This window comes from Bacillota bacterium (genome assembly GCA_012518215.1).
GTDB lineage: Bacteria > Bacillota > Dethiobacteria > DTU022 > PWGO01 > JAAYSV01.
Genome location: JAAYSV010000008.1, coordinates 91,212 through 106,770 on the forward strand (window position 1 = coordinate 91,212; position 15,559 = coordinate 106,770).

General features: G+C 51.2%; 16 protein-coding genes. 2 read left to right on the forward strand and 14 right to left on the reverse strand.

What is annotated here, in order from left to right; genetic code table 11:
* Positions 1–16 precede the first annotated feature (16 nt).
* A complete protein-coding gene (gene priA / locus GX364_01675; protein ID NLI69563.1) occupies positions 17–2,266 on the reverse strand; it encodes a primosomal protein N' in 2,250 nt (749 codons plus the stop codon).
* A 115-nt stretch (positions 2,267–2,381) separates the two neighbouring features.
* Between priA and GX364_01680 the strand changes: the two genes are divergently transcribed.
* Positions 2,382–2,996, forward strand: coding sequence for a stage II sporulation protein M (locus GX364_01680; GenBank protein NLI69564.1), 615 nt, complete (start codon positions 2,382–2,384; stop codon positions 2,994–2,996).
* Here the strand turns inward: GX364_01680 and coaBC are convergent.
* The 7 genes from coaBC to GX364_01715 all read right to left on the reverse strand — a co-directional run bounded on the left by coaBC (position 2,993) and on the right by GX364_01715 (position 9,748).
* Entirely contained in the window at positions 2,993–4,216 is a 1,224-nt protein-coding gene (coaBC, locus tag GX364_01685; protein ID NLI69565.1) for a bifunctional phosphopantothenoylcysteine decarboxylase/phosphopantothenate--cysteine ligase CoaBC, read from the reverse strand. The two genes, GX364_01680 and coaBC, sit on opposite strands and share 4 nt — an antisense overlap.
* Before the next feature lies 1 nt (position 4,217).
* Positions 4,218–4,424, reverse strand: coding sequence for a DNA-directed RNA polymerase subunit omega (locus GX364_01690; protein NLI69566.1), 207 nt, complete (start codon positions 4,422–4,424; stop codon positions 4,218–4,220).
* Positions 4,425–4,427: 3 nt separating this feature from the next.
* Positions 4,428–5,030, reverse strand: coding sequence for a guanylate kinase (gene gmk, locus GX364_01695; protein ID NLI69567.1), 603 nt, complete (start codon positions 5,028–5,030; stop codon positions 4,428–4,430).
* A 20-nt stretch (positions 5,031–5,050) separates the two neighbouring features.
* Positions 5,051–5,320: a DUF370 domain-containing protein gene (locus GX364_01700; GenBank protein NLI69568.1), complete on the reverse strand. Its 270-nt coding sequence runs from the start codon at positions 5,318–5,320 to the stop codon at positions 5,051–5,053.
* 62 nt (positions 5,321–5,382) lie between these two features.
* Positions 5,383–6,258: a YicC family protein gene (locus GX364_01705; protein ID NLI69569.1), complete on the reverse strand. Its 876-nt coding sequence runs from the start codon at positions 6,256–6,258 to the stop codon at positions 5,383–5,385.
* A gap of 135 nt (positions 6,259–6,393) precedes the next feature.
* Positions 6,394–9,069: a cation-translocating P-type ATPase gene (locus GX364_01710; GenBank protein NLI69570.1), complete on the reverse strand. Its 2,676-nt coding sequence runs from the start codon at positions 9,067–9,069 to the stop codon at positions 6,394–6,396.
* Positions 9,056–9,748: a hypothetical protein gene (locus tag GX364_01715; GenBank protein NLI69571.1), complete on the reverse strand. Its 693-nt coding sequence runs from the start codon at positions 9,746–9,748 to the stop codon at positions 9,056–9,058. Before GX364_01715 ends, GX364_01710 begins: the two co-directional genes overlap by 14 nt.
* Positions 9,749–9,930: 182 nt before the next feature.
* Between GX364_01715 and GX364_01720 the strand changes: the two genes are divergently transcribed.
* On the forward strand, positions 9,931–11,682 hold the full coding sequence (locus tag GX364_01720) for a fibronectin/fibrinogen-binding protein (GenBank protein NLI69572.1): 1,752 nt from the start codon (positions 9,931–9,933) through the stop codon (positions 11,680–11,682).
* Positions 11,683–11,684: 2 nt separating this feature from the next.
* Here the strand turns inward: GX364_01720 and pyrR are convergent, their stop codons facing one another.
* The 6 genes from pyrR to GX364_01750 form a co-directional block, all read right to left on the reverse strand.
* A complete protein-coding gene (gene pyrR, locus GX364_01725; protein NLI69573.1) occupies positions 11,685–12,221 on the reverse strand; it encodes a bifunctional pyr operon transcriptional regulator/uracil phosphoribosyltransferase PyrR in 537 nt (178 codons plus the stop codon).
* Between the two features lie 14 nt (positions 12,222–12,235).
* Entirely contained in the window at positions 12,236–13,162 is a 927-nt protein-coding gene (locus GX364_01730; protein ID NLI69574.1) for an RluA family pseudouridine synthase, read from the reverse strand.
* Between the two features lie 11 nt (positions 13,163–13,173).
* A complete protein-coding gene (lgt, locus tag GX364_01735) occupies positions 13,174–13,914 on the reverse strand; it encodes a prolipoprotein diacylglyceryl transferase (protein NLI69575.1) in 741 nt (246 codons plus the stop codon).
* A 185-nt stretch (positions 13,915–14,099) separates the two neighbouring features.
* Positions 14,100–14,558: a signal peptidase II gene (gene lspA, locus GX364_01740; protein ID NLI69576.1), complete on the reverse strand. Its 459-nt coding sequence runs from the start codon at positions 14,556–14,558 to the stop codon at positions 14,100–14,102.
* Positions 14,559–14,636: 78 nt separating this feature from the next.
* Entirely contained in the window at positions 14,637–15,164 is a 528-nt protein-coding gene (locus GX364_01745; GenBank protein NLI69577.1) for a hypothetical protein, read from the reverse strand.
* Between the two features lie 30 nt (positions 15,165–15,194).
* Positions 15,195–15,497, reverse strand: coding sequence for a hypothetical protein (locus tag GX364_01750; protein ID NLI69578.1), 303 nt, complete (start codon positions 15,495–15,497; stop codon positions 15,195–15,197).
* Positions 15,498–15,559: the final 62 nt, after the last annotated feature.

Consider the following 15,559-nt stretch of genomic DNA (forward strand, 5'->3'; position numbering starts at 1 on the left):
GGCCACCCCCATGCAATTATAACATTGACTGTGGGTTGAAATCCACCACCAGCCTTACATCCTGTGCCCTCCATTTATTTCTGAACGCGGAGATAAGGGGCTTTATGGCCGCTGACATTTGAACCATATTTTTCCCCTTTAAAATCAACTGATACCTGAAATGCTTCTTGATACGAAAAAGAGGTGCGGGGGCGGGTCCCAGCATCTCCATTTCTTCACCAGCCTTCACTCTATCCAGATTTCCCAGAAGGCTGGCCATGTACAGCGACGCGTCGTCACCTTTTTTCTCCGAGACAGATACAAAGAGAAAGCGGAGCAATTCCGTGAACGGTGGGTAAGACAGTTCCCGCCGCCGCTCTATCTCTTCACGGAAAAAAGACCTGTAATCATGTTCGCGAGCATAGACGATGCTGTGGTGTCCCGGATGATAGGTCTGCACCACCACTTCCCCTTTCCGATCTCCCCGTCCAGCCCTTCCCGAAACCTGCGTGACCAGCTGGAAGGTTCTCTCTGCCGCCCGGAAATCAGGTAGATGCATACCGGTATCAGCGGCAACCACCCCCACCAGCGTAACCCCCGGAAAATCCAGGCCTTTGGCCACCATCTGGGTGCCAACCATTATCTGGGCCTTCCCGGCGCGAAAATCTTTCCATATTCTTTGATAAGCCCCTTTTCGGGACGTGCTGTCTCGGTCCATGCGCAACACCTCCGGGCCGGGAAACAACTTTCTGATCTCCTCTTCCACTCGCTGGGTCCCTGCACCGAAGAATCGGATATTGTTCCCCCTGCAATCCGGACAGACCGTCGGGGGAGCGGCAATATATGAACAATAATGGCAGACCATCATTTTTTTGGCATGGTGGTAGGTCAACGAAACCGAACAGTGCGGACAACGCATGACATAACCGCATTCCCGGCAGAGAACAAAATTGGAAAAACCGCGGCGATTGATAAAAAGCAGCGCCTGCTCCCCGCCAAACAATACCCTTTCCAGCTTCTTCATCATGGATCGGCTGAAAATACTTCGATTGCCCGCACGCAGTTCCTGCCGCATATCCACTACTTCGATCTCCGGAAGTTCGAAAGGGGTAGCCCTCTCTTTCATCTCCAGAAGTCCGATGCGCTTGTTGTCCGCCTCCCAGTAAGATTCTATGGATGGCGTGGCGCTGCCCAGAAGCAGCAATGCATCATGGTAATCCGCTCTCCACCGGGCAACCTCGCGCGCATGGTAACGTGGTGAATCTTCCTGTTTGTAGCTGTTTTCCTGTTCCTCATCGATGATGATCAACCCTATGTTTTTGAGGGGAGCAAATACTGCAGAACGGGTGCCCAGAACAACCCTGAGGGAGCCTTCCCGTATCTTGAACCACTGGTCGTATCTTTCCCTCAGCGGAAGCCTGCTGTGCAGGAGTGCAATTTCCCGGGGCAGTTTGTTTTTAAAATAGGACACCATCTGGGGCGTGAGCGCTATCTCCGGAACGAGGAGGAGAGCATTTTTGTCCCGTTTCAAGCACTCCTTGATCGCCCGAAGGTATACCTCGGTCTTCCCGCTGCCCGTCACCCCGTGGACAAGCAGTTCCATGTCCCTTCTGGCATCCCAGGCCTTCATGATCTGATGCAGCACCGCTTGCTGTTCATCGGTGAGAACGATCAGCTCCTCATCGATCACGAAATGTCCCCGTGCTCCGGTTTGCCTGAATCGCAGGTGTTTTTCTTCAATCTTCACCAGGCCCTTTTCAACGAGTCTCTGGATAACCGGGGAACTGACCCCTGTTTTCCGTAACAACTCTTGCCGTTGCAGCGGCCTTTTTTCGGAGAGCAACAGCCGCAAGACGCTCTCCTGTTTGGGAGCCCTCCGATGTAGCTTCTGCAAGAATTCCTCGTCAATGAAGTTGGCATTCCCGGGCATCAACCGAACGTATGATTCCTTGATGGCACCGATTCGTTCGTACCCCGGGGGTAGCAGGAGGTTGATCACCTCTATCATGCGGCAGTAATTCCTCTGGCAGAACCAGGGGATCATTTTCATGAACTCATCGCTCAGGGTTACTTCCCCGTCTTCCACCGCCATTATGTCCCTGGTTTTTTCCACGTTCGGTTTATCTATCAATGCCCACACATAGCCGGCGATCCTCCGGTTACCGAAAGGCACCCTTACCCTGCGGCCCGGGTATATTTCCCCCCGGAGTTTCTCCGGAATGCGATAATCAAAAAATCGGTCCGTGGAATCGGTGGCAATGTCCACGATGATTTCCGCATATTTCATGATTCCAGGCCCCTGCCTTTCGATGACTGTTTTGCATAACGATGAAAGATGTTTATAATATATCTGTATATCTGTGATATGATTCAACATGAACAAGACAAATCAGGAGTATTGAATGCGCCATCTGCCTGTTGCCCGCGTGTTGAAAGACAATAAAAAATGGATTGTACTGTCTGCCATCATCTTTGCCATCGGTTTTTTCACCATCTTTGTTGGCCAGGAAATTTCCGGAACTGACCCGCTGGAGGACACGAACCGGGAGTTGCTCGGCCAGTTGGAAGAGCTGGTCGAAATCATCAGCAACAGTTCCCCCATCGTCGGTGTATGGCTGATCTTCATCAACAATGCTATTTCCTCGTTACAGATGTTGGCCCTCGGTATTTTTTTGGGGTTATCTCCGCTCCTGACCCTCCTGGTCAATGGCGCCCTGCTGGGCGCATTGAGTGCCCAGGTTATCCAGGAAGGATCCTCCGTCTGGTTTCTGGTGGCCGGCATCCTGCCACATGGGCTGCCCGAGCTCGCCGCGGTCTTCCTGTGTGCGGCACTGGGTCTGAAGATCGGCATCCATGCCACCATATCCCCCTTGCCCGGCATGACCAGGTTGGAAAGTATAAAGTATATCTGGAAGGAAATAATGGCCATAATACCTCTGGTCATAATACTGCTGTTGCTGGCTGCACTGATAGAGATCTTCGTGACCCAGACCCTGATCTTCAAACTGCTGAATTAAAGCCATGTTTCCGCGATGATATCCAGCAGGCGATGTGCCACTTCATACTTGCTCATCAACGGAATTTCACGGATTTTCCCGTCGTGAGTGATCACCGTCACCTTGTTGGTGTCCGTGGCAAAGCCCGCGCCTTCGATGGTCAGGTCATTGGCAACAATCATATCCAGATTTTTGGCCCGCAGTTTCTGCATGGCATGCTTTATCAGTTTCTCCGTCTCGGCTGCAAAACCGACCAGAACCTGTTTTTCCTTCCTGGCCCCCAGCATGGCCAGAATGTCGGGATTGGGAACAAGCTCCAGGGTGATCCTGTCGCCCTTCTTTATCTTCCGGTCCTGACATTCCGCCGGACGGTAATCAGCCACCGCCGCCGCTTTGACGACGATGTCTGTCCGGTCGAAACGTTTTTCCACCTCTCCCAGCATCTCCATGGCTGTGTTTACCCTGATGGCCTCGACCCCGGCAGGCGGTAAAATTGCCGTGTCGCCATGGACCAGGCATACTTCAGCACCCCTCTCCCTGAAAGCCCTGGCCAGGGCAAACCCCATTTTTCCCGTCGAATAATTGCCCAGGTAGCGAGCCGGATCAAGGGGTTCCCTGGTCGGCCCGGCAGTGACCAGTACTTTTTTGCTAACATAATCTTTTTTTATTTTCAGGATATCCAGCACAAATCTGGCAATCTTTTCGGGTTCAGGCATGCGGCCCCGTCCTTCCACCCCGCAGGCCAGCTCCCCTTCATCCGGTTCCATGATCAGATACCCGCAATCTTTCAAACGCCCAAGATTGTCCTGCACCCGGGGATGATTGTACATATCCACATTCATGGAAGGCACCAGCAAAACGGGAACGGAAGCTGCAAGAACGACGGTGGTCAGAAGGTTGTCGGCAATACCCGAAGCAATCTTGCCCAGAGTATTTGCCGTGGCCGGTGCAATGACAATCATGGAGGGGCGCCGGGCCAGTTCTATATGCCTGATTTTCCCCGCACCCTGTTTGAAAAGATCAACATGTACAGGGTTACCGCTCAACGATTCAAAGGTCAGAGGAGCGACCAGATTCGTGGCTGCAGCGGTCATGATCACGCTGGTATCAAATCCATCCTTGACAAATAGACGAACGAGTTCAGCGGCCTTGTAGGCCGCGATCCCCCCGGTTACTCCCAATAAAATCTTTTTTCTTTCCAAAAGAGTGTCTCCTTGATTGATCTGTAAATTTTGTATCATCCTATTTGATCCCGTCGCGCACCCGTTCATACATGATCTTGTCATCGGCGATCTCCGCCAGAGCGATGGAGACCTCTTTCAAGGAACTGGTTTTTACCTGCGGCCTGCTTCCTTCCCTGATCTGGCGGGCACGTTTGGCCGCAGTGATGGCCAACGTGTATTTTGAATCAACTTTTTCAACCAAAGAATCCACTGAAGGGTAAATCATCTTTCATTCCTCCTGTTTCAACCAGATTCCGGCATGCCTGCCAACTTTACATTTTTCAGCCATGATAACGGCCTTTATATTGAGCACTGCCTCTTCCAGATTGTTGTTGATAACCAGATAATCATAATCCCTGTACATTTTTAATTCTTTCAGGGCAATTTCCATTCTTTTTCTGATATGTTCCGGTTTTTCGGTACCCCTTCCGGTTATCCTTCTTTGCAATTCTTTCATGGAGGGTGGTGCAATGAAAATGAAAACCGCGCCGGGAATATTTTTTTTTACCTGCATGGCTCCCTGAACATCAAGTTCCAGGAGTATGTCCTTTCCCTGGTCAACGATGTCCTTGACAGGGGCTGCAGGCGTTCCATAGTAATCATCGTACAGTCTGGCCCACTCGAGAAAAAAATCCTCGTTTATCTTCTGTTTGAATTCACGTTCGGTCAAGAAAAAATAACTCTTGCCTTCTTCCTCGCCCCGCCTCGGGGCCCTGGTAGTTGCCGAGATCGATACTTCCAGTTCAGGCAGGTGCTCGGATATTTTGTGGCACAGGGTCCCCTTGCCTACCCCGGATGGGCCAGATATGACCACGATCAAGCCGGATTCCATGGACAGTTCCCTTTCTCGTTTCAATTATCTTCATCGGAAGACGAATCTTTGGCTTGCAAGCGATGTTTCACCGTCTCCGGCTGGACAGCGGAAAGAATAACATGCCCGCTGTCAGCAATGATAACAGCCCTGGTTCGGCGGCCATAGGTGGCATCTATAAGTACGCCCCTGTCCCGGGCTTCGTTTATTACTCTTTTTATCGGGGCAGATTCCGGACTGACAATGGCAATTATCCTCGCTGCTGAAACAATATTTCCAAATCCGATGTTGATCAGTTTGATTGAACCCAAAAATAATCCCCCCTTGTTCTTTTCCTTTTCAAGTATCTGCTATGGTAAATCCAATATGTATGCTATTCGATATTTTGCGCCTGTTCCCGCATTTTTTCCAGTTCGGTTTTGACTTCAACAACAATTTCGGCCATCCCGATATCGCTGCTTTTCGAGCCTATTGTATTTATTTCACGGAACATTTCCTGCAAGATAAAATCAAGTTTGCGCCCGATGGGGCCATGCACTTTCAACGTTTCCACGAATGCCTGCAGGTGGCTTTCCAGACGAACAATCTCCTCGTTAACGTCACTGCGTTCGGCGAAAATTGCACATTCGGTGAGCAGGCGGCCCTCTTCAAAGTAACCTCCTTCCAGATTTTTAAGTTTCTGCTGCAGATTTTTGCGGTATTGTTCCATGACCGCTGGTGCCCTCTCCCGGGCGGTCTGAAAAAGTTTCTCCAGGTTCGAGCACCTTTCAAGCAAGTCTTCCTTCAGGTTTTTCCCCTCTTTTTTCCTCCGGGCAATCAGTTTTTCAAGCGCTCCCTCCAGAACACTTTCAGCCAGCAAGGAAATTTTTTCATCTTCCCCCAGGCGATTCTGAACAACCAGAAGATCGGGCAACTGGATGAAATGTTCCAGCCGGGCCTCCCCTTTCAGGGAAAGATAGGCTCGTATATCCCCAAAGGCTTCGTGATAAGCAATGAGCAGTGGTTCATTCACCTTTATATCATACACATCGTCGGGGACGCCATCAACCACGATGTTGACTTCAACCCGTCCGCGGCTGATCTTCTTTTTTATCTGTGTACGGAACCTGTCTTCCCAGGCCATCATTTCCCTGGGCAGGCGGAAAAATATATCGAGATATCGATGATTGAGGGTTCGTAACTCCACACTCAACCCCAGGCCAGACTTTGACCCGGAATCATACCCGTAACCGGTCATGCTACATACCAATCATTTTCTCTCCCCGGCATAGTACATTGCAGTACAGAATTTCAGGTGCCAAACAACCTTCAGGCTTAATATTACCATTATTTATAGCAGTTAACAAGGGATTGGTTTTCTTGGATATGCAGGAAAAATATGCTTTCAATTTCTCCCGGACCTCAATTTGCTTCCCAGCCACATCACCGGATAGGGAAGGAGCGAAACCAGAGCTATCAATGCCCATGACTCCGGCGCGAGGGGAAGGGTCTGGAAAATGTTCCGTATTGCCGGAATATGGATCACCGGGTACAGAAGAGCAAGAGAGCAGAGAACCGCTGCATACAGATAGTAATTCGGCTTCGTCCCGGCCGTCCAGAAGGGCACTTTTTCTGTGCGGCATTCAAAGACGATGATAAGTTGCGTCAGGATAAGTGTAACCAGGGTCGCTGTCTGCGCCTGCAGCAGGTTGTTGCTTCTGTTCAGAACAATCACGAATACAGTCACCGCGGAGATAGCAATGACGATCCCCCTGAGCACAATCCATCCCCACAGTGCACCGCTGAAAATCCCCCTTTCACTTCTTTGCGGAGGAGATTGCATTATTTCTTCATCGGGCGGTTCCACGCCCAGAGCCAGAGCGGGAAAACCATCCGTGATCAGGTTGATCCACAGAATCTGAAGTGGACGAAGGGGCAACGGCAAACCAATGAGGATAGCGATGAACATGGTCAGTATTTCGCCGGTATTGCAACCCAGAAGGAAACGGATGAACTTCCTGACATTGGCATGGATGTTGCGGCCTTCTTCCACCGCGGCCACGATTGATGCAAAATTGTCATCCTCGAGAACCAGCGAGGCTGCCTCCCTGGTGACCTCCGTACCGGTGATGCCCATGGCCACGCCTATATCAGCTTCTTTCACCGCCGGGGCATCGTTGACCCCATCCCCGGTCATGGCCACGACATGCCCCCTTTTTTTCAAGGCCCGGACCACACGTAATTTGTGGGCAGGATTCACCCTGGTAAATATCTCAACCTGTTCTATTATCCTGTAAAGAGCTTGCTCGCTGAGTTGATCCAGTTCCTCGCCGCTTAGAACCAGCCCATCTTTCAAAATGTTCAGCCGTCGGCCTATCGCTTCCGCCGTGGAGCGGTGATCCCCCGTGACCATGACCACCTTTATCCCCGCCTTGTGGCAAGTTCTTATGGCCGAGAATACCTCAGCACGGGGAGGATCTTCCAGCCCCAACAATCCTACCCACACCAGATTCTTCTCGATCCTTTCCCTGTCGTTCAGTTCCGGTTCGGTCAAGTCCCGGCAAGCAACCGCCAGGGTCCTCAGTGCGGTACTGGCCATCTTTTCCACCCTGACCAGTATTCTCTCCTTTTCCCCGGCGGCAAACGATCTGATTTTTTTGCCATCCATGATGAAGGCACAGCGCTGCAGGATGACCTCCGGCGCCCCTTTGACCATGGCCTTCAAGCCCCGATCCTTCACGACCACCGTCATCATCTTGCGTTCGGCAGTAAAAGGAATCTCCAGCAAGCGCCTGGATACCGACCTTATTCCTGCAAAACCTGCCGCCTCCACCAGAGCCATTTCGGTGGGATCCCCCCCCCATCCACCGACCTCCCCTTCTTTCTGCAGAAACACATTGCTACATAACAGACCTATCTTCAAGGCCATGGCCAGGGGTGCTTCCCCCGCCGCAATTACAGGTTCGCCCCCCTTCTTCCAGGGCCCCCCTTCCTCCCTGATGTATCCTGTTCCCCGGGTGTAGATTTCCCTGAGGACCATACAATTTTGTGTCAGCGTACCGGTTTTGTCGGAACAGATCACCGTGGCCGAGCCGAGTGTTTCAACCGCCGGCAATCGCCTCACTATCGCTTTCCGGCGAGCCATACGCTGAACCCCCAGAGCTAGGGAAACGGTCACAATTGCCGGCAATCCTTCCGGGATGGCAGCCACCGCCAGGCTGACACCGGCCATGAACATGCCATAGATCGGTTCCCCTCTCAGGACACCCAGAAGAACCACCACGCTGCAGATGCACAGGCAGATCATTACCAGGATACGCCCCAGGCTGCCCAATCGTTTTTGCAGGGGGGTCAATTCTTTCCCGGCATGTTCAATCAGATGAGCGATCTCCCCCAGTTGGGTGTTCATGCCCGTGGCCACAACCACACCCCGGCCACGGCCACCCGCTACCAGGGTTCCACTGAAAATCATGTTGTTGACATCCCCGAGTGAGGGAGGTATGCTCCCGAGTGGCCGCACAGATTTGTTTACAGGCACCGATTCACCCGTCAGCGAAGCCTCGTTCATGACCAGCGATTGAGTGTTCAGAAGGCGGATGTCGGCACAGACCCGGTCACCTGCTTCAAAGGCCAGGATATCCCCGGGTACGATCTCCTCGGCACTGATCACCTGCATTGATCCATCCCGCAGAACACTGGCATGTGGGGCAGCAAGGTCACGCAAAGCTTTCAGGGAACGTTCCGCCCTGTACTCCTGCACCGTCCCCAGAATGGCATTCAGAAGCACGATGATGATGATCGCCAGGGCATCGGCGTACTCCCCCAGCAATCCTGAAATCAACGTTGCAGCCAGAAGAACAAGCACCAGGAAGTCACCACACTGGGATATGAACAAACCCAGCAGGGAAGGGGAACGGCCTTTTATCAACAAGTTTCTGCCCCATTCGTTTCTTCTGGCAGAGATCTCGTGCCCGTGGAGCCCCTTTTCCGGATTGACCCGGAGTTGCTCGCATACCTGCGTGGCGCTCATAAGCGGCCACTGTTGCATGCTCTCGTCCCCCCCTGCTTCAGGAATTATCATTCTTCACTTTCAAATATTCGCGTTCGAACAATCTATCAAAAAGGGAAAAACGGTTGCAGGGCTCCTCCTCTTCAAGCAATTCATCAAAGTTCCTGACTTCTCCCTTTTGCGGAGACATGATCAAGCAGAGTCCAAAATCCATCTCTGGAGGGTAATGCTCGTACTTGTTTTCCAGTTCCGGATCGGCAAGGATTGATTCGTAAATCAGGTGAAACCTGGTTATCTCTCCCCTTTTTTCGTCCAGGGACTCCCCGGCAAATGCAAACAACCGCTGCCGGCATGTTGCATCTTCGCCTCCGTTTTTCCCTTCACCCTCCCCGGCCCGCCTTTTCTCGTTGATCAGGGATACCGCTTTGACATAGAATCCTTCTTCCTGCAAAGATTTCACCGTTTCTATATCAGCTATGATTCCGTCAACAGCTCCTGATTTCAGGAAATTGTCGCGGCCGGCCTCATCTTCGAAATGAACGATATGCATATCGATACCTTCATTGGCAAAAATTCTTTCATCAATGCCGACGAGAACGGGTACAGATGCCGGCTCGGGCAATGAAGCAATTCTGAGGACTGACTTTCCCGTTTCAGGTCCATTTTTTTTTAAAGCCGGGGCAAGAAAATAACCGCCGATCAGGGCTACCACTACCACCGTTGATAGAATGAGATAATGGAGTCTTTTCATGTTTTATCCGGGCTCTCTTCCTCTTTGGATGATTGTCCTAGATATTTCTATGATTCCTTGCATGTCAATATGAAAGTATCCGGCCGGGTATATTTGATTTGCTTCTCCGGTCTTTCATCCCGATATGTTTTCTCTTGTCTTGCCAGTGTCATCCGGGCTATACTTTACGGGGAGGCCTCGAAATGATTGATGCTATCTTCTTCTCTGCCGTGGCAAGTGAGTTACGGGATATACTCGTCGGTGAAATCGTGAGAAAGATTTACCAGCCTTTTCCGTACGAAATAATGCTATCTTTCAACCGTTCTTCGAGTTACGGTTTTCTGTTGCTGTCATGTACCCCCTCGTCCCCACGTTTCCATCTTACGGTTCAAAAATACACCTCGCCTCCCGTTCCCCCACCGTTTTGCATGCTTCTGCGCAAGTACCTGGAAGGGGCAAAACTGGCAAGGATCAAACAACAGGCATGGGAAAGGGTGGCGGAGATATATTTTGAAAGAAGGTCGGATCGTTACCGGTTGATCGTGGAGATCATGGGGCGCCGTAGCAACATCATCCTTGTCGGTGATGATCATAAAATCAAGGGAGCGCTGAGAATCATGCCCCCGAAAATCGGTAACCGCCGCATCATCATGCCGGGAGCGGATTACCTGCCCCCTCCCGTCCCCGAAAAAATCTTGTTGACAGATCTGGACCGGGAGGCCTTCATGGAAAAAGCCTCCTCCATTATGGGGGAAGGCCTGCCCTGGAAGCAAGCCCTCCTCGACTCTTTCCATGGAATAAGCCCCCTCTGGGCCGAAGAAATTGAATATGCTGCCCGGGCAGAAATTGAAGCAGGCGATACAGCCGGAACATTGAACAGGATGTGGGAAGCTTTGCAGGTGATCATGGAAAGGTACAACCGTAAAGATTTCCAGCCGGTTGTCATCAAACCGGATGGGGGACGGACTTTCTTTGCCGCTTTCAAACCAGATATTTACCAATCATGCCCCCACAGGCAGTATGACAATGCCAACCAACTCCTGGCCGATCATTATGCCCGGAGGCAGGTTGCCGAACAGAGAGACCAATTGTACAAACAGTTGCGGCAGGTCACGGAGAGGGAACTGAAAAAAACCAGGCAGAAGGAAAAAAGGCAGAGGGAAGATCTTTTACGGGCCAGGAAAGCGGAACAATACCGACTTTATGGCGAATTGATCCTGGCCCATCTCCACAGGATTGAAAAAAGATGTTCTGCGGTAGAATTGCCGAATATCTACGACACCGGCCCGGAACCGGAACGGATCCACATAGCGCTTGATCCCCGCTATTCGGCCGTGGAGAACGCTCAGCAATTCTTCAAAAATTACCGCAAGCTATCGAAAAGCAAATCGATCATCAGGGAGCGCCTGTCCAGAACGGATGCCGAGAAAAAATACCTGGAAAATGTGCTCTTCTCTCTTGAAAAAGCCGACATTCCACTTTTGAAAGAAATCAAGGAGGAGTTGATTCAAAACCGCTATATCGGGAAACAATCCCCTTCCCCTGCAAAAGAACGGCCCGTGAAAACTGGCCCGCTTTCTTTTTTATCATCATCCGGCTTGCAAATTTTTGTGGGGCAGAGCAACTTTCAGAATGAGAAACTTGCTTTCGAAAATTCTTCCCGTGATGACGTCTGGCTCCATGTCCGGGATCTCCCTGGCGCCCATGTGGTGATAAAGGATTCCCCTTTTCCACCCGGCAAACAAACCCTGCTGGAGGCAGCGGCACTGGCTGCTTTTTTCAGCAAAGGGAGCAGGCTTCCAGCTGTTACCGTTGATTATACCAGAATAAAAAATTTGAAACGCGCCCCGGGAAAAAGACCGGGGATGGCCATATACAACAATTTCAAGAGCATTTCCGTCTCGCCGGACCATCCGGCCTTGCAGCGCTTCAAGATCTGGAAAGAAGAGGAATGATTTCAAGGTTCACAGATGAGAACTTCATCAACACCGTCGATCTCCCGGATTTTGACTTCTATAACTTCCCGACGGTTGGTAGGAACATTTTTGCCCACGTAATCGGCCCTGATCGGAAGTTCCCGATGCCCCCTGTCAATGAGCACGGCCAGCTGAATCTGCAGGGGGCGCCCCCCGGAATAGATCACTGCATCCATGGCCGCCCTTACCGACCGGCCGGTATAAAGAACATCATCGACAAGAACCACCCGCCTGTTTTTCACCTTGAAGGTCAATATCTTTTCTTCTCCCGGGCTCCAGATCAATGTTTCCCGGTCGTCCCTGTACGACGAGATGTCCAGTTCGGCCGCGGGCAGTTCGATGCCTTCGATCCCGGCAATGATCTGTGAAATACGTTCGGCCAACGGGCCGCCACGTCTCTGAATTCCCAGCAGGACCAGGTCGCTCCCACCGGTATTTTTCTCGATAATTTCATAGGCGATCCGCGTAAGGGCACGTCGGATACCTTCTTCGTCCAGTATTTTCCGTTTTATTCTCATTTTTTCCGCTCCTTTTAAAGCTGGCTCTCGTCGCGCAAAAAACTCAACAATCTTTTGAATTCAGGCGGCAAGGGGGCAACAAATTTTATCTTCTCCCCCGTGCGGGGATGAACCAGCTCCAGCAATCTTGCATGCAGGGCCTGCCCTTTCCACCCGATAAGATCCAGTTTTTTGTTTTTCCCCCCGTAAAGGGGATCTCCAACGAGGGGGTATCCCAGATGTGACATATGGGCTCTTATCTGATGTGTCCTTCCCGTTTTCAATTCGACCCTGATCAGCGAGGAATCATGGAAATTGCATAGTGGGTATACATGGCTGATCGCCTCCCGCCCCCCTTCCTGCACGGCAATCTTTTTCCGATTGCGAGGATCACGTCCCAGCGGGGCTGAAATTATCATCTGCCCGGGGGCAACTTTGCCCCAGACTGCAGCCAGATATACCCTTCTGACCGTTCTTGCCTTGAATTGCCTTGCCAGATTCCGATGCACCTCGTCATTTTTGGCAATCATCAGAAGACCTGATGTATCCTTGTCCAGACGGTGTACGATCCCGGGGCGGAATGCCCCCCCCACGCTCGAGAGCCTGTCATACCTGTAGAGCAGGGCATTGACCAGTGTACCGCCGGCATGGCCGGGCGCAGGATGAACAACCATTCCTTTGGGTTTGTTCACCACGGCCAGGTTCTCATCTTCGTACAGCAGTTCAATCCGCAAGGGCTCGGGGTATACCCCCGGATCCTTGACCGCCCCCATCTTCACCTTGATCCGTTCTCCGGCCTGGACAGGGTAGCTCTTCCTGGGCTTGGCATCTTCAATGGTGACCATGCCATCTCTTATCAACTTCTGTACTTCGGCCCTCGTAACACCCTCCATGCTCCGGGTCAGGAAATGGTCAAGGCGCTCCCCGGAGTTGGCAACATCCAGTATGATAATTCTTTTCATTTTGTTTCGATTCAACTTTTCCCAGCTTTCCGTCTCTTTTTGAACCACAGGAGCAGTGCCATTGCAACGACCAGCCCCATGCTGAAGATCTGGGCAAAGGATAGTCCCAACCATGATATTACATCTTCCCTGAAGAAGCCCGTCGTGAATCTCAGCAGCCCGTAAGTCAGGATCACGAGTGTAAAATTGTAACCTTCAAAGAACTTGTATTTCCTCAGGTAGAGGACCAGAAAGAATAGCGCCAGGGCCCCCAGACTGGCGTAAAGTTGAACCGGATGGCGGGGAAATATCTCCGCAAGTTGGGAGCCCTTGAATAAATCCGTTATTTTTCCGTAACAACAACCATTGAGGAAACACCCCACCCTGCCGAAGGCATACCCCAGCAACATGTATGGGGCCAGGAAATCGGCCAGTTTCAAAAAATGCAGCTTGCGCCAGCGGCTCCATAGCAGCAGCCCTATGATGGCCAGAATGATTGCACCGTAAAAAGAAAGGCCACCCGATCGAAAATGCAGGATACGTATGGGATCGTCCCGGTAATAACTCCAGTTAAGAATGACAAAGAGGATCCTTGAGCCAACAAGGCCGGAGATGCCCACGATTATGATTGCTTCCAGGATATGATCGGGATGGTACCCCTGCCTGGGGGCTTCCCGCAAAACAAGTATCGAGGAAATCAGTATTCCCAGAGAAATCATGAGGCCATATGCATAGATGGAAAAATACGGCGTTTCCCACAAAACAGGGTACATGCAACCACCTCTTCATCAAGTTTTCCAACCGCTAATTTATGGATATAGTAACATACCGCCCCGGAAGTAACAAGAAAATCGGTTCCCCGCTGAAGGCCTACCCTGGAGTCAGGCCGGGAGCAGGCTTGGCGGAAAGGGGCGGATTTACAGCCATTTTTTCCGGAGAATGGAATGCAACGAACAGATCATGGGTTGGTAAGCCGTGTTCTTCTGCTCTCTTTCCACAGGGAGAAGATAAAAATGATTCCCCCGATCACGATGGCTGCATCTGCAAGATTGAAAATGGGCGGATAAAAAGAAATTTTCAGGAAATCGATCACATGGCCAACCCTGATCCGGTCAACCAGGTTACCGATAGCCCCGCCAAGTTGAAAGGCGAGGCCGATTCTTGTAAATTTGTAGCAAGCGGGCAGGCAGTGATTGTAATACAGGATGACCAGGGCAACAATCAGGGTGATAACCACAAAAAAGGTGGTCCTGTGGGCAAGAATACCCCAGGCCGCACCCGGGTTCAAAACATAGGTTATCGATACAGTTTCGCCCAGCACGGGTACCGATTGCCCCAGCTCCAAAAAAGATACAACGAGGTGCTTGGCCAGCTGATCCAGAAAGAGAACCAGCAAGACAATTGTAAAAAAAAGCATCCGACCCCTTTCCCGTTTCTCCCCGACTACCAAATATATCCTCCCACTGCAATCGTGGCAAACCCGGCCACCTGTTTCTCACCTTTTTCTTTCATCTTCCCCGTCTTCGAAACCATCCTCGAAAATCCCGGAGCGCTCGTTGTAACGCCCCACTTCCTGCCAGACATCTTCCGCATCCCGGCCGGAAGATCGGGGCACGGTTTCATTTTTGCAAGGGGGCTCGAGCACCTCTTCCTCGACAGGGCGCCCACTTTCGAGTTGTTTTTCTTCTTCCCCCTGGCAGCGGATACACAGTTTCGCGTGGGGCAGGGCCTCGAGCCTTTCCGCCGTGATTTCCCGCCCACATCTCTCGCAGATACCATAACGGCCTGTCTCAAGTTTGGCAAGGGCCAGTTCAATATCATTCAGAAGGTTTGTCTGTGTTTCTTTCACGGACAGTTCCTTGCTCCTTTCAAACAATTCCGAGCCAAGGTCCGCGGGATGGTTGTCGGCCAGCGACAGTTCATCCACGCTATCACGCAGAGAGGTATTCGCGGCATGCAGTTGATCCAGGAGCCTTTCTTTCTCTTCGATGAGATATTTTTTTATGTTTTTTCTGTCCATCATCTCTCGTCGTTTCTTTCTATACATGCATGGTTACAAATGTTCCTGGACAATTTTTACCAGTTCAGCGATAAAATCCCCGATCAGGGGCAGGTTCAGCACCATGATATGTTGCAAGATGTATATGAGCAGGGCAGCAAAAAAGGTAGCCCCGAGGGCAAACCCCAATCCCCTGGCCAGACCGGCTGCAAAGTTGATCTTCATGAACCTTCGAGGATCATTTATCATGTTGATATATTCAGCCATGTTCAGTCTTTCCATATCATGGGAAAGTTTCTGCATACGCTCGATCAATGTATGCTGTACCGATAACTCTACATTTTCTTTTTCTTCCATGCCTGACCGCGTCTCGTTCATAATACGCCGATCTCCTTAATATTTTGTACAAAACATCGAAA

Bases quoted from the DNA above. Each gene is read 5' to 3' on its own strand.
- priA (NLI69563.1), bottom strand. From the start codon at position 2,266: ATGAAATATGCGGAAATCATCGTGGACATTGCCACCGATTCCACGGAC.
- GX364_01750 (NLI69578.1), bottom strand. From the start codon at position 15,497: ATGGAAGAAAAAGAAAATGTAGAGTTATCGGTACAGCATACATTGATC.
- coaBC (NLI69565.1), bottom strand. From the start codon at position 4,216: ATGATACAAAATTTACAGATCAATCAAGGAGACACTCTTTTGGAAAGA.
- lspA (NLI69576.1), bottom strand. From the start codon at position 14,558: ATGCTTTTTTTTACAATTGTCTTGCTGGTTCTCTTTCTGGATCAGCTG.
- GX364_01690 (NLI69566.1), bottom strand. From the start codon at position 4,424: ATGATTTACCCTTCAGTGGATTCTTTGGTTGAAAAAGTTGATTCAAAA.
- GX364_01710 (NLI69570.1), bottom strand. From the start codon at position 9,069: ATGATAATTCCTGAAGCAGGGGGGGACGAGAGCATGCAACAGTGGCCG.
- gmk (NLI69567.1), bottom strand. From the start codon at position 5,030: ATGGAATCCGGCTTGATCGTGGTCATATCTGGCCCATCCGGGGTAGGC.
- lgt (NLI69575.1), bottom strand. From the start codon at position 13,914: ATGTACCCTGTTTTGTGGGAAACGCCGTATTTTTCCATCTATGCATAT.
- GX364_01680 (NLI69564.1), top strand. From the start codon at position 2,382: ATGCGCCATCTGCCTGTTGCCCGCGTGTTGAAAGACAATAAAAAATGG.
- GX364_01715 (NLI69571.1), bottom strand. From the start codon at position 9,748: ATGAAAAGACTCCATTATCTCATTCTATCAACGGTGGTAGTGGTAGCC.
- GX364_01730 (NLI69574.1), bottom strand. From the start codon at position 13,162: ATGAAAAGAATTATCATACTGGATGTTGCCAACTCCGGGGAGCGCCTT.
- GX364_01720 (NLI69572.1), top strand. From the start codon at position 9,931: ATGATTGATGCTATCTTCTTCTCTGCCGTGGCAAGTGAGTTACGGGAT.
- GX364_01745 (NLI69577.1), bottom strand. From the start codon at position 15,164: ATGATGGACAGAAAAAACATAAAAAAATATCTCATCGAAGAGAAAGAA.
- pyrR (NLI69573.1), bottom strand. From the start codon at position 12,221: ATGAGAATAAAACGGAAAATACTGGACGAAGAAGGTATCCGACGTGCC.